This is a genomic window from Brevundimonas nasdae, assembly GCF_016654005.1.
Classification (GTDB): domain Bacteria; phylum Pseudomonadota; class Alphaproteobacteria; order Caulobacterales; family Caulobacteraceae; genus Brevundimonas; species Brevundimonas nasdae.
This window is the reverse complement of sequence record NZ_JAEPWN010000003.1, coordinates 309,129-322,519: the sequence shown is the minus strand read 5'-3', so window position 1 is coordinate 322,519 and position 13,391 is coordinate 309,129. Positions and strand designations below refer to the sequence as shown.

Sequence of the window (13,391 nt, the reverse complement as noted above, 5' to 3'; positions counted from 1 at the left end):
CGTTTTGGACGCCGTCGGAGCCGTGCATGAACGACCAGACATCAACGCCCGCTTCTGAGGTCGCGGCGCTTCGACCTCAACCCAAGGGACTGGGCGTTCTGAAAGCCGCTTTCCGCGAGCGGCGCACCCTGGCCATGCTGCTGCTGGGCTTCTCTTCCGGCCTGCCCTTCGCCATGCTGTTCGGCACGTTGAACGCGTGGTTGACGGCGGTGAACGTGTCGGTGGCCACCATCGGCGTCCTGTCGTGGGTCGGCCTGTTCGGCGCCTTCAAGTTTCTGTGGTCCCCGGCTGTCGGTCTGCGTCTGCCGGGCGTCGGGCGATTGGGGCAGAGACGATCCTGGATGATCGTCTGCCAGATCATTCTGGCTCTGACCTTCGTCGTCATCGCCGTGTCCCACCCCGCCAGCAACGCCATCGGCGCCCTGGCCCTGGCTGCCGCCGTCGGCGCCTTCGTCTCGGCGACGCAGGATATCGTCATCGACACCTGGCGGATCGAGGCGGCGGACGACCGCGCGCCGGTGGACCTGCTGTCCGCAGTCTATCAACTGGGCTTCCGCACGGCGGCCCTTGTCGGCGGCGCGGGCGCCTTGATTCTGGCCGATGTGCTGGGCTGGCCTTCGACCTTCCTGATCGGCGCGGGGCTTATGGGCCTTGGCCTGATCGGCGCGTTCATCGCCCCCGAACCCGAGCGCGAGGCCGCTCAGGCGATCGCGCGGGAGCGGGTTGCGACGCCCGGCCTGCGCCGCGCGGCCCTGATCATCACGCTTGCGGCCTGGGGCTGGGCCGCCTTCATGTTGATCCGTTTCATGGTTTCAGCCCTGACGACCACGCCCGCGCCCAGCGCCGGAACCTTCATCCAGACCTGGGGGCCGCTGATCGTCGCCGCCGCCGTTCTGCTGCCTGCTATCCTGGCGGGCGGCCTGGTCTGGCGCGGGCGCAAGACCGTCGCCCCCGCCTCCGCCGCCCACGGCGGCCTGGGCGAGCGGTTCTATGACGCCATTCTGGCGCCCCTGGTCGAGTTGATGGGACGTCTGGGCTGGGGCGCGGTGATCGTGCTGGGCCTGATCCTCAGCTATCGGATCACCGACGGCGTGTGGGGGCCTTTCGCCTATCCCTTCTATATGGGGACAGAGGGCGGCGCCCTGGGCCACACCATGACCGAGGTCGCACTGGCCTCAAAGACCTTCGGCGTCTTCATGACCCTGCTGGGCATCGCGCTGGGCGGATGGGCCCTGCTGGTCATCGGCCGCATGCCCTGCCTGCTGATCGGCGCCGTCATCAGCGCCGCGACCAATCTGCTGATGATGGATCTGGCGATGGGCGCGCCGGTGATCGACCCCTTCATGCGGGCCACCGGCCTCTATGCCCTGTTCGGAACCTTCGGCGTCGGCGAGCCCCTGGCCCGGCTGATGGCCGCCATCGCGGGCGAGAACATCGCGGGCGGCTTTGCGGGCGCGGCCTTCGTCGCCTATCTGTCGGCGCTGTCGAACCGGTTGTTCGGCGCGGTTCAGTTCGCCGTCTTCACCTCTTTGGCCCTGTTGATCGGCACCCTGGGGCGGGCGCCGCTCGGCGAACTGGTGGATCGGGCAGGGTTTGCGCCCATGTTCCAGTTCGCCGCCGCGCTGGGTCTGATCGCCGTGCTGTTCTGCGCGCTGGAATGGATCAGGCTGACGCTGGAAACCCGCAAGGCGGCCAAGTCCATCAGCGCTTGAGGAAGCCGCCGATCATTCCGCCCAGGCCGCCAAGACCGCCCGGCAGTTTGTTCAACAGGTCATCGGCCCCGGCGGTCTGACCGCCCGGCGTCAGCCGGTCGATGGCCTCGGGCAACAGTCCGGCCAGGGTTTCGCTGGCCTGTTGCGGCGAGATGCCCATCTTGGCGGCGATGTCGGCGATAGGGCCATGGCCGATGACGGCCTGGATCTGCTCGGCCGAAATTGCGGCGTTGGCGCCCTTGCCGACCCAGGAGCCGACCACGTCGCCGAGCCCGGCCTGGTTGAATTTCTCCACCAGACCGCCGACGCCGCCCTGCCCTTTCAGCAGATCGCCCAGACCGCCCGCGGCGTCATCGCCCAGACCGTTCAATACGTTGTCGAGAAAGCCCATAGTCCGTCTCCTGTTGAGGTCAGTCCGAGCATAACACCGTCAGATGACGGCGCCGAGAACGACTGTTCCCGCAGGATCGGCCGGTCGGCAGGGCTCGCCTCGACTATTTCTTGGCGCTCTCGGCGGTCGAGCTGACAGCCGAACCCGCCGCCGCCACATCGCGTCCGACGCCGGAAATGGTGTTGCAGGCCGACACGGCCAGGGCGGCGGCGACGACGGACAGAGCGATGATCTTGCGCATGGAGAGAACCCCTTCTTGTATGGTCAAGCTGTCGAAACGCCGATCGCGGTTTCCGGTTGCATGGCCTCGGCGGCGGACAGCGACGGAACACCGCAAGGCCGAAACGGCGCAGGCCATTGCGCCGGGCGCCGATGGCGTCGAAGCTGCCCGCTTCGCTTCTGAGGGGTTGTTGATGCGTCGTTTCCTGATTTCGTCCGTGGCCGTCATGGCCGTCCTGTCCGGTGCGCCGGCCTTGGCCCAGACCACGCCTGTCGCTCCGGCCGCAGCGGCCCAGAGCGAGGACGCCCGGCTGAACGCCTTCTTCGAACAGGCCTTCCAGGCCCGCATCGCCCTCAGTCCCCAGTCAATGACCGCCCTGGGCCTGAAGACCGACTACGACAAGCTGGATGATGTCTCCGACGCCGCCGCCGACCGGGCCCTGGCGCTGCAGGAGGCGCAACTGGCCCAGATGAAGGCCCAGTTCGATCCGGCCAAGCTCAGCCCGCAGGCGAAACTGTCGTGGCGGATGTTCGAATACGGCGTCGAACAGGCGCGCACCTCCAACCAGTGGCGCAACTGGAGCTTCCAGTTCACGGCCATGGGCAATCCGACGACCAGCCTGCCGATCTTCCTGATCAATAATCACCGCGTCGCCAGCGTCTCGGACGCCGAGGCCTATGTGGCCCGTCTGAACGACGCCGAACGCCAGATGGATCAGGTCGCCGCCACCCTGAAGACGCGCGCCGCCGCCGGCGTCGTCTCGCCCCGGTTCGTCTTCCAGCCCTCGCTGGACAGCACCCGCAACGTCATCACCGGCGCCCCGTTCGACACCGGCCCCGACAACCCGGTCTGGGCCGACTTCCAGAAGAAGGTCGCTGCCCTCGACACGGACCAGGCGGCCAAGGACCGGCTGCTGGCCTCGGCCCGCACCGCCCTGACCGGCTCCTACAAGCGCGGGTTCGAGACGGTCCTGACCGCCCTGACCGAGGTTCAGCCCCAAGCCGACAGCGACGCCGGCGTCTGGCGCCTGCCGGACGGCGAGGCCTATTACAACGCCCGCCTCCAGCTCTCGACCACGACCGACCTGACCGCCGACCAGATCCACCAGACGGGCCTGCAGGAGGTCGCCCGCATCCAGCGCGAGATGGAGGCGGTCAAGGCCCAGATCGGCTTCAACGGCTCGCTGCAGGACTTCTTCGTCTTCCTGAAGACCGATCCGCGCTTCCAGTATCCGAACACGCCGGAGGGCAAGGAGCAGTATCTGACCGACGCCCGCGCCTTCATCGCCCAGGTGATGGACGTGGCGCCGCAGTGGTTCTCGACCCTGCCCAAGGCCGCGCTGGAGGTCCGCGCGGTTGAACCCTTCCGCGAGGCGACGGCGGCCATCGCCTTCTATAACGCCCCCGCCCCTGACGGTTCGCGCCCCGGCATCTATTACGTGAACCTGTCGGACATGACCCAGGTCCTGAAGCCCCAGATCGAGGGCATCAGCTATCACGAGGGCGCGCCGGGCCACCATTTCCAGATCGCCTACGCCCAGGAGATCGAAGGCCTGCCGCGCTTCCGCCGTTTCGGCGGATACGGCGCATACGCCGAGGGTTGGGGACTTTATGCAGAGCGTCTGGGCAAGGAGATGGGCTTCTATCAGGACCCCTATTCCGACTTCGGCCGTCTCTCGACCGAGCTGTGGCGAGCGGTGCGTCTGGTGACCGACACGGGCCTGCACGCCAAACGCTGGAGCCGTGAACAGGCGATCGATTATTTCCGCCAGAACTCGCTGCTGTCGGAGCGCGACATCGTCAAGGAAGTCGAGCGCTACATCACCAACCCCGGCCAGGCGACCAGCTACAAGATCGGCGAACTGAAGATCGAGGAACTGCGCGACAAGGCCCGTGCGTCCCTGGGCGACCGCTTCGACATCAAGGACTTCCACGCCGTTGTGCTGGGTTCCGGCTCCGTGCCGCTGGACGTGCTGGAGGATCAGGTCAACGCCTGGATCGCAGCCGGCGGCGGCGCACCGACGAACTGAACGGCCTCTCCCTCCCTTTCGGGGGAGGGAGGCATTTCGACTAGAGCCTCAGACTTCCGGCTGCGGCGGGGCGGTGATGACTTCGACGTTGTCGTTCAGCAGATAGGACAGCTCCGACAGGGCCACGGCGCGCTCGGCGGGGGTGGCTGCGGCCTGGACGGCGGCGATCTTCTTGGGAATGTCCTCGGAGATGCCGCGCAGGATGCATTTCAGGTCGCCGTCGGTGCCGCGCTCCTTCAGGATCAGGTGGCCCTGCATGTCCAGATCGGCCAAGGCGTCGGCCTGGGTCTTGAAGCCGGTGAAGGCCTGGCTGGTGAAGAAGACGGCGTCATCGGCGGCCTTGGAGGCGGACCAGCCGTCGACGACGGACTTCAACGCGCCGGAGCGGGCGATGATGTCGGCGAACAGCGGCTCGCCCGCCACCGAGACGGGCGCGCCGACCGCTGCGGGGGGCTGTTCGGCGGCAAGCGCCACAGCAGGATTGGACATCGCCAGGGCGATTGTGAGAGCAAGGCCGCAGGACATGGGCTGACTTCCTGTTTCATCGTCGGCTAGGACGTTGAACGGGTGTAACCCTGAGCCGTAAACGAGAGTTTACCTTCTTCGCTCCCCAGAGGACTGCCTGATGACGCGCGCCGACGCCTGGACGACCTTCGACCGCACCGCAGCCGAGACGGCGCGCACGCGCATTGTCGATCAGTTCGCCGCCGATCCCGACCGTCTGACGCGAATGTCGGTCGAGGCGGCAGGCCTGTATCTGGACCTGTCGAAACAGAGCTGGACGCGTGAGGCGTTCGACGCCTGCCTCGATCTGGCGCGCGCCAGCGATGTCGAGGGACGGCGCGCGGCCCTGTTCGCGGGTGAGGCGGTCAATCTGACGGAAGGCCGCGCGGTGCTGCATCCGGCCCTGCGCGCGCCGGTCGGGGCGGACTTCAAGGCTCTGGGCGAGCCGGTGTCGGCGGAAGTGGACGCCGTGCGGGCCGAGATGAAAACCTATGCCGAGGCTGTGCGCGCGGGCGCTGAGGCCGGGGCCACGGGCAAGCGGTTTGAGGCCATCGTCCATGTGGGCATCGGCGGATCGGATCTGGGGCCGCGCGTGATCTGGGACGCGCTTCGCCCGCTGGACCCGGCCATCGACCTGAGATTCGTGGCCAATATCGACCCGCGCGACATGGCCGAGGCCCTGACCGGGCTGGACCCCGAGACGACGCTGGTGGTGGTGGTGTCCAAGACCTTCACCACGCAGGAGACCCTGGCCAACGCCGAGGCGGCCAAGGCCTGGCTGGCGGCGGCCCTGCCTGCGGACGGGATGACCAGGCATTTCATCGGCGTGACGGCGGCGCCGGACAAGGCGGCCCAGTTCGGCTGCGGCCGCACATTTGCGTTCCGGGACTGGGTCGGCGGGCGGTATTCGCTGTGGTCGGCGGTCAGCCTGAGCTGCGCCATCGCCCTGGGCTGGGATGTGTTCCAGGGCCTGCTGGACGGCGCGTCGGCGATGGACGACCATTTCGCCTCGGCGCCGCTGGAGAAGAATGCGCCGGTGCTGCTGGCCCTGGCCCAGGTGTTCAATGTCGATGGTCTGAACCGTCCGGCGCGGACGGTTGCGCCCTACGCCCATGCGCTGCGCCGCCTGCCGTCCTTCCTGCAGCAGCTGGAGATGGAATCGAACGGCAAGCGGGTGCATCGCGATGGCACCCCCGTCACGCGCCAGACCTGCCCGGTGGTGTTCGGCGAACCCGGCACCAACGGCCAGCACGCCTTCTTCCAGCAGATCCACCAGGGACCTCAGGTCGTGCCCGCCGAGTTCGTGATCGTGGCCCGCACCCATGAGGACGCGCCGGAATCGCCTTCTGAATCGCCGCTCTGGTCCAACGCCCTGGCTCAGGGCCAGGCCTTGATGGTGGGCAAGACGACCGAGGCCGCCAAGGCCGAAGGTCTGGCGCAGGGCTTGTCGGAAGAAGAGGCGACCCGGCTGTCGACCCACCGCACCTTCACCGGCGACCGCCCCTCGACCGCCATCGTCATGGACCGACTGACGCCGCAGGCGCTGGGCGCCCTGATCGCGCTTTATGAGCACAAGACCTTCGTCGAGGGGCTGATCTGGGACATCAACAGCTTCGACCAGTGGGGCGTCGAACTGGGCAAGGTGCTGGCCAAGGCGATCCTGAAGGACGTCCACGCAGGCGGCCCGTCCGCCGATCTGGACCCGTCCACCGCCGCCCTGATGACCCGTCTGATGAACTAGCAACGAAAAAGGGCGCTCCCTGCGGAGCGCCCTTTCTTCATTCTCGACCTGTCGTCGCTTACCAGCGGCGGTCGTAACGGTAGTCGCGGCGGTTATCGCGGCCATAGTCCCGACGGTCGTAGCGATAGTCGCGGCGGTCGGGGCCGTAGCGGTAGTCGTAGCCGCCGTTGCGGCTGTTGATGCCGTGCTCACGCTCCCAGTGGCCCTGGTTCCGGTAGCACTGGCCGCCGCGGTAATATTCGCAGTTGGAGCCGCGGTTGGAGGCCACGGCGCCCAGGGCCGCGCCGGCCAGGGCGCCGCCTGCGACATAGCTGCCGTCGCCATTGCCGTAGATGGCCCCGGCGATGCCGCCGATGGCGGCGCCCAGCAGGGCGTTGCGGCCTGTGTCGTCGCGGCCGTTATGGCCGTTGTCGCGATAGTCGCGGTAGCGGCTCTGGGCGTCGGCGGGGCTGGCGGCCATGATGGTGACAGCCATGAGCGGAACGAAGGCGGTGGCGGCGATCTTGCTGATGGTCTTCACGGCGCTGTCTCCTCTGAAACGGTGAACCGGTCGAACACGCTGTTCATGACCGATAGTCTGATCTTCTTTTAAGGGGCGCCGTCTGAACGTGCTGCTGAGGCGCACGTTCATCTTCAGTTCATCGCCTGAAAGGGTGTCAGGCGCGGCGGGCGCATCAAATCCGCGTCCCTGGCGTCGGGGTGCGGCGGTTTGTTTGCCGCCATCGTCTTGACGGCGCCACACCGCCCCCCTACTTGCCCGATGCGTTAGCACTCTCGCCGGTCGGCTGCCAAAACGGCGATCGCGAGGGCGCCGCTCACCGTTTCAGAACGCCCCGATTTCGGGGGTTTCATCAGGGAGAAGTCCGATGGCGTTTCGTCCGCTCGGCGACCGCGTGCTGGTCAAGCGCGTTGAAGAAGAATCCAAGACCAAGGGCGGGATCATCATCCCCGACACCGCCAAGGAAAAGCCGCAGGAAGGCGAAGTCGTCTCCGTCGGCCCGGGCGCCCGCGACGACAGCGGCAAGGTCAATGCTCTGGAACTGAAGGCTGGCGACCGCATCCTGTTCGGCAAGTGGTCGGGCACGGAAGTGAAGATCGACGGCGAAGACCTGATCATCATGAAGGAATCCGACGTTCTGGGCGTGCTGTCCTAAGCACCCGCGTCGACGACCTTCTTCAATAAAATCCTAGATAGGAGCAGCCCGCATGGCCGCTAAAATCGTACAGTTCAACACCGACGCGCGCGACAAGATGCTGCGCGGCGTCAACGTCCTGGCCAACGCCGTCAAGGTGACCCTGGGTCCCAAGGGCCGCAACGTCGTGATCCAGAAGTCCTTCGGCGCCCCGCGCTCGACCAAGGACGGCGTTTCGGTCGCCAAAGAGATCGAGCTGGAAGACGCCTTCGAGAACATGGGCGCCCAGATGATCCGCGAAGTCGCTTCGAAGACGAACGACAAGGCGGGCGACGGCACCACCACCGCAACCGTCCTGGCTCAGGCCATCGTGCAAGAGGGCCTGAAGGCCGTCGCCGCCGGCATGAACCCGATGGACCTGAAGCGCGGCATCGACAAGGCCGTCGGCCTGGTGCTGGAAGAGATCAAGTCGAACTCCAAGCCGGTCTCCAACAACTCGGAAATCGCGCAGGTCGGCACCATCTCGGCCAACGGCGACTCGGAAATCGGTGAGCTGATCGCTCAGGCGATGGCCAAGGTCGGCAACGAGGGCGTGATCACCGTCGAAGAAGCCAAGACCGCCGACACCACCGTCGACGTCGTCGAAGGCATGCAGTTCGACCGCGGCTACCTGTCGCCCTACTTCATCACCAACGCAGACAAGATGGAGGCCGTCCTCGAAGAGCCGCTCATCCTGCTGTTCGAGAAGAAGCTGACCTCGCTGCAGGCCATGCTGCCGATCCTGGAAGCCGTGGTGCAGTCGGGTCGTCCGCTGCTGATCATCGCTGAGGACATCGAAGGCGAAGCCCTGGCGACCCTGGTCGTCAACAAGCTGCGCGGCGGCCTGCGCGTCGCCGCCGTCAAGGCTCCGGGCTTCGGCGACCGCCGCAAGGCCATGCTGGAAGACATCGCCATCCTGACGGGCGGCCAGGTCATCTCGGAAGACCTGGGCATCAAGCTTGAGTCGGTCACGCTGGACATGCTCGGCAAGGCCAAGAAGGTCTCGATCACCAAGGAAGACACCACCATCGTCGAAGGCGTTGGCGGCAAGGAAGAGATCGAAGCCCGCGTGGCCCAGATCAAGCGCCAGATCGAAGACACCACGTCCGACTACGACAAGGAAAAGCTGCAGGAACGTCTGGCCAAGCTGGCCGGCGGCGTCGCGGTTCTCCGCGTCGGCGGTTCGACCGAAGTCGAAGTGAAGGAAAAGAAGGATCGCGTCGACGACGCCCTGAACGCCACGCGCGCCGCGGCTGACGAAGGCATCGTTCCCGGCGGCGGCATTGCGCTGCTGAAGGCGTCGAAGATCCTGGCTGACGTCAAGGGCGACAACGCCGACCAGAACGCCGGCATCGCCATCATCCGTCGCGCCCTGCAGGCTCCGATCCGTCAGATCTCGGAAAACGCAGGCGTCGAAGGTTCGATCGTCGTCGGCAAGGTGCTGGAGAACAACGAAGCCTCGTTCGGCTTCAACGCCCAGACCGAAGAATACGGCGATCTGGTCAAGATGGGCGTCATCGACCCCGCCAAGGTCGTCCGCACGGCTCTGCAGGACGCCGCTTCGGTCGCCGGCATCCTGATCACGACGGAAGCCGCTGTCGCTGACGCACCCAAGAAGGGCGGCGGCGCTGCTGCTCCCGACATGGGCGGCATGGGCGGCATGGGCGGCATGGACTTCTAAGTCCAAGCCAACCGTTGCTGAAATGCAGAAGGGCGGGGCCGCAAGGCTCCGCCCTTTTTGTTTGTTCAGCCGCCCGCTTCACCGATCTCACGCCCGGCCAGACGGGCGCCTTCGACCACGCGGGGGTCGTCGCGGGCGGTGGCCAGAATCCAGTCGCGGAAGCGGGCGATCTTGGGCTGAAGGCGGCGGCCGGGCGGGTAGCAGACCCAGTAACCCTCGGCCAGGGCGATGGTCTGGGTGAGGGGGCGCGCCAGAAGGCCCTGCTCGATTTCGCGCGCATAGAGAATGGGCGACCCCAGGGCGACGCCCTGATCGCCCATGGCGGCGGCGACCTCCATCGCCTGATTGTCGGCGGTCAGGCGGGGCGGAGCGGCGGTGTCGGCGGGCGCGACCCCGGCGGCGGCGAACCAGGCGGTCCATTCCGTCGGTTCGCCGATCAGATGGGCGTGTTTGAGGTCTTCAGGCCGCGTCAGCTTCAGCCGGTCGCGCATGGCGGGGGTGCACAGCGGGGTGAAGACGCCCGGCATCAGAAAGCGGCTCTCCAGACCCGGCCAGCGGCCTGAACCGAACCGGATCGCCAGATCCAGCCCGTCGCCGCCCAGGGTGGACAGGGTGGCGCTGGTGTCGACCCGCACCGCCAGATCGGGATTGGCCAGCTGGAAGCCGCCCAGCCGCGTCGCCAGCCACTGGGTCGCCATGGTCTGCAGCGTGGTGATGGCCAGCACGCCCTGATCGGCGTCGGTGACCTCCGTCACCGCGCGGCGCAGCAGGCTGATGGCCTCGGTCGCCGCCGAGCCCAGCCGTTCGCCCTCCGGCGTCAGGGCCACCTGACGGGCGCCGCGCACGAACAGGGCGCGGCCCAGCCGCTCCTCCAGATCACGGATGCGCCAGCTGACGGCGGCCTGGGTCATGCCCAGGGCCTCGGCGGCGCGGGTGAAGCTGAGCAGGCGCGCCGCCGCCTCGAACACGCGCAGGGCGTCCAGGGGAATGCGGGAAAGACTGTCTGACATAGGCTGGCCTTATGTGTCGCCGCCATGGTCTCGTTTGTCAGACCTCCGCGTCAAGCCCAATATGGCGACAGGAAAGGAGATCAAGCCATGGAAGAAATGCACCGCACACATAAGGAACCCGTGTGGGGATGGGTGGACGAGATCGCCCTGATCGCCCGCACGATCCAGCGTCGCCAGCCGCGCCGCCGGATGCGCCCCTTGCCGATCCCCATGGAGGCGTCGCAAGCGGGGCTCGGACGGGTCGAATGTCCCGTCCGCCGCTGATCTGAAGGCCGGGGGCTCGCCTCAGGCACAACCTTTGCGCGCCTTCACGGTTCGAAAAGGCTGTCGTGCCAAGGTGAGACCATGACCCCCGTCCAGACACCTGCTGATCTTCGCCCCATCACAGCCCTGCGCTTCGGCGCGGCGATCTGGGTGGCCATCTACACCTTCTGGGAAAACCTGGCGGGCGCCGAGCGGTCCGGCCTGGTGGACAAGGGCTATCTGGGGGTCGAACTGTTCTTCGTCCTGTCCGGCTTCATTCTCAGCCACGTCTATCTGCAGGCGGCGGGCGAGAAGCAGTTCTCGTATCGCGGCTTCCTGTGGGCGCGGATCGCGCGGGTCTATCCGCTGCATCTGGCGACCCTGATCGGGGTGGGGCTTCTGGCCGCCGCGGCCCTGATCGCGGGCATGAGCGTGGACGGCAATGTGCTGAGCTGGCCCGCGCTGCCGGCCAATCTGCTGATGCTGCACGCCTGGGGGCTGGCGCCGGTGGCGGGGTGGAACCATCCGTCCTGGTCGATTTCGGCGGAATGGTTCGCCTATCTGTGCTTCCCCCTGTTCGCCTTTGTCTTCTGGCGGCTGCGCGACAAGCCGGTGGCGGCGGTCGTGGGGGCGGCGGCCTTCCTGACCGTGCTCTATTTCGTGTTCGAACAGGTTGCGGGCTTCCCCCTGACCGAGGCGACCTTCCGCTGGGGCGCGCTGCGGATCGTGCCTTGCTTCGCCCTGGGCTGCGCCCTGTACCTGGTTTACCGTAAGGCCCCGCTGAAGGCGCCGTGGACGGCGTCGGCGGCCTCCTTCGCCCTGATGATCCTGAGCGCCGCCCTGGGCCTGTGGGACGGGATCACCGTCCTGTTCGCGGGCGCGCTGATCCTGTCATTGGCTTCGCTGCCGAACGAACGGGCCGGGGTGCTGGCGTCCAGACCCGCCGTCTATCTGGGGGAGATCAGCTATTCGGTCTATATGGTCTGCGTGCCGTGGAAGCTGCTGTCGATCAATCTCGCGGCCAAGCTGACGGACGCCCCGGACAAGCAACTTCACATTTTTGTGTGGTTGGCGATTCTGGCGCTTTTGCCGGTCGTGGCGGCGGTGTCCTATCACCTGGTCGAACGCCCGGCCCGCAAGGCTTTGCGAGGGATGGCCGATCGGCGGAAAAAGTCGTCAAGTCAGAAAAAATCCAACGACGATACGCCGGAAAGGGTTTTTCAATCCTGACGTGGTGTGGTGTAACCGCCACAACGACGGGCAGCATACAGTTACAGCATGTTTAAACGGCTCAAAGCCGCTGCGGTTGCAGCGACCCTAGGTTTCGTCACGCTGGGCGCCGTCCCATCCGCCGCGAACGCCAGCGAGCCGTATTGGCAGTGCGTGACCTTCGCGCGCATGTTCTCGGGCATCAACATCTTCGGCGACGCCTGGACCTGGTGGCGTCAGGCCACCTCCAACTTCCGCACCGGCAAGGCGCCTGAAACGGGCTCGGTCCTGGTCTTCCGCCCCGAGGGCCGCATGAGCCGGGGCCACGTCGCCGTCGTCTCCGACATCCTGACCGACCGCGTGGTCCGCGTGACCCACGCTAACTGGGGCGGCAGCCGCGGCAAGGTCGAGGAGAATGTCACCGTCGTCGACGTCTCGCCCGCCAACGACTGGTCGCAGGTCAAGGTCTGGTACAACCCGATCAACGGCCTGGGCACCACCGTCTATCCAACCTACGGCTTCATCTACAAAGGCGCGCGCGACGCCTTCGACGCGGGCCGCCAGATCGCCGCCAATGCGACCGCCCAACCCCAGCCTCAGGCGCCGGGCCAGCACTAAGCCCGACTTGCGCGCCATCCCCTTGCGGGCGATAGGCTAGGCATGACCCAATCCAGCGACATCACCTACGCCGGTTATCTGGCGTTGGACGACCTGCTTTCGGCCCAGCACCCGCTGTCGGACGAACACGACGAGATGCTGTTCGTCGTCATCCACCAGACCAAGGAGCTGTGGCTCAAGCAGATTCTGCACGAGGTGGCCCTGGCCCAGACCATGGTGCGCAGCGGCGATCTGGTGCCCGCCTACAAGAGCCTGGCGCGGGTGTCGCGCATCCAGGCGGTGATGACCCAGAGCTGGGACATCCTGTCGACCATGACCCCGTCGGACTATCTGCGGTTCCGGGGTTCGCTCGGCTCGTCCTCCGGTTTCCAGAGCGACCAGTTCCGCCGGTTCGAGGCCATGCTGGGCCTGAAGGACTCCAGCTTCCTGAAGTTCCACGTCGACCGGCCCCAGGCCCATGAGGCTCTGAAGGCCGCCATCGCCGCGTCCAGCCTGTATGACGACGCCCTGGCCCAACTGGCCATCGCGGGCCTGCCTGTGCCCGTCTCGGTGCTGAACCGCGACGTGACCCAGCCCTATGAGCCGTCAGAGGCGGTCGAGGCGGCCTGGCTGGAGGTTTATCGCGACACCGAACGCTGGTGGCCCCTGTATCAGCTGGCCGAGAAGCTGGTCGATCTGGACGACGCCCTGCTGACCTGGCGGCACAAGCATGTAGTCACGGTCGAGCGGATCATCGGTCGTCGTCGTGGGACGGGCGGGACGGAAGGGGCGGCCTATCTGGCCTCGACCCTGACCAAGCGCTGCTTCCCTGAACTCTGGTCGCTGCGCACCAAGCTGTGACCTTGTTTTGATGGCGTGGGC

Annotated in this window: 14 protein-coding genes; 9 read left to right on the top strand and 5 right to left on the bottom strand. The window is 66.7% G+C overall.

All coding sequences use genetic code 11. The features are described from left to right. Window positions 1–26 precede the first annotated feature (26 nt). On the top strand, window positions 27–1,712 hold the full coding sequence (locus JKF87_RS07220) for an AmpG family muropeptide MFS transporter (RefSeq protein ID WP_201098797.1): 1,686 nt from the start codon (window positions 27–29) through the stop codon (window positions 1,710–1,712). Here the strand turns inward: JKF87_RS07220 and JKF87_RS07215 are convergent. Both JKF87_RS07215 and JKF87_RS07210 read right to left on the bottom strand, forming a co-directional pair. Beyond that, window positions 1,702–2,103 (bottom strand): YidB family protein, encoded by a 402-nt coding sequence (locus JKF87_RS07215; protein ID WP_201098795.1) that lies wholly within the window; start codon window positions 2,101–2,103, stop codon window positions 1,702–1,704. The genes JKF87_RS07220 and JKF87_RS07215 overlap by 11 nt on opposite strands. 103 nt (window positions 2,104–2,206) lie before the next feature. Continuing rightward, window positions 2,207–2,344: an entericidin A/B family lipoprotein gene (locus JKF87_RS07210; RefSeq protein ID WP_201098793.1), complete on the bottom strand. Its 138-nt coding sequence runs from the start codon at window positions 2,342–2,344 to the stop codon at window positions 2,207–2,209. A gap of 172 nt (window positions 2,345–2,516) precedes the next feature. Between JKF87_RS07210 and JKF87_RS07205 the strand changes: the two genes are divergently transcribed. After that, window positions 2,517–4,352 (top strand): DUF885 domain-containing protein, encoded by a 1,836-nt coding sequence (locus JKF87_RS07205; protein ID WP_201098791.1) that lies wholly within the window; start codon window positions 2,517–2,519, stop codon window positions 4,350–4,352. A 48-nt stretch (window positions 4,353–4,400) separates the two neighbouring features. Here JKF87_RS07205 and JKF87_RS07200 read toward each other — a convergent pair whose 3' ends face one another. Beyond that, window positions 4,401–4,877 (bottom strand): hypothetical protein, encoded by a 477-nt coding sequence (locus JKF87_RS07200; RefSeq protein WP_201098789.1) that lies wholly within the window; start codon window positions 4,875–4,877, stop codon window positions 4,401–4,403. A gap of 100 nt (window positions 4,878–4,977) precedes the next feature. On the opposite strand from JKF87_RS07200, the gene pgi reads away from it, so the two are divergent. Further along, window positions 4,978–6,597 (top strand): glucose-6-phosphate isomerase, encoded by a 1,620-nt coding sequence (gene pgi, locus JKF87_RS07195; protein WP_201098787.1) that lies wholly within the window; start codon window positions 4,978–4,980, stop codon window positions 6,595–6,597. A gap of 58 nt (window positions 6,598–6,655) precedes the next feature. Here the strand turns inward: pgi and JKF87_RS07190 are convergent, their stop codons facing one another. After that, window positions 6,656–7,117 (bottom strand): hypothetical protein, encoded by a 462-nt coding sequence (locus JKF87_RS07190; protein WP_244999526.1) that lies wholly within the window; start codon window positions 7,115–7,117, stop codon window positions 6,656–6,658. Between the two features lie 346 nt (window positions 7,118–7,463). On the opposite strand from JKF87_RS07190, the gene groES reads away from it, so the two are divergent. Continuing rightward, a complete protein-coding gene (gene groES / locus JKF87_RS07185) occupies window positions 7,464–7,751 on the top strand; it encodes a co-chaperone GroES (protein ID WP_123288102.1) in 288 nt (95 codons plus the stop codon). A gap of 52 nt (window positions 7,752–7,803) precedes the next feature. After that, window positions 7,804–9,450, top strand: a complete 1,647-nt coding sequence (gene groL, locus JKF87_RS07180; RefSeq protein ID WP_201098785.1) for a chaperonin GroEL — start codon at window positions 7,804–7,806, stop codon at window positions 9,448–9,450. 65 nt (window positions 9,451–9,515) lie between these two features. Here groL and JKF87_RS07175 read toward each other — a convergent pair whose 3' ends face one another. Continuing rightward, window positions 9,516–10,460 carry a LysR substrate-binding domain-containing protein gene (locus JKF87_RS07175; protein WP_201098777.1) on the bottom strand — a complete coding sequence of 315 codons (945 nt, stop codon included), beginning with the start codon at window positions 10,458–10,460 and terminating at the stop codon, window positions 9,516–9,518. Between the two features lie 96 nt (window positions 10,461–10,556). On the opposite strand from JKF87_RS07175, the gene JKF87_RS07170 reads away from it, so the two are divergent. The 4 genes from JKF87_RS07170 (at window position 10,557) to JKF87_RS07155 (ending at window position 13,370) form a co-directional block, all read left to right on the top strand. Then, entirely contained in the window at window positions 10,557–10,724 is a 168-nt protein-coding gene (locus JKF87_RS07170; RefSeq protein WP_201098775.1) for a hypothetical protein, read from the top strand. A gap of 81 nt (window positions 10,725–10,805) precedes the next feature. Further along, a complete protein-coding gene (locus JKF87_RS07165) occupies window positions 10,806–11,933 on the top strand; it encodes an acyltransferase family protein (protein WP_201098773.1) in 1,128 nt (375 codons plus the stop codon). A gap of 48 nt (window positions 11,934–11,981) precedes the next feature. After that, window positions 11,982–12,530, top strand: coding sequence for a CHAP domain-containing protein (locus JKF87_RS07160; RefSeq protein ID WP_201098765.1), 549 nt, complete (start codon window positions 11,982–11,984; stop codon window positions 12,528–12,530). A gap of 42 nt (window positions 12,531–12,572) precedes the next feature. Further along, window positions 12,573–13,370 (top strand): tryptophan 2,3-dioxygenase, encoded by a 798-nt coding sequence (locus tag JKF87_RS07155; RefSeq protein ID WP_201098763.1) that lies wholly within the window; start codon window positions 12,573–12,575, stop codon window positions 13,368–13,370. Window positions 13,371–13,391: the final 21 nt, after the last annotated feature.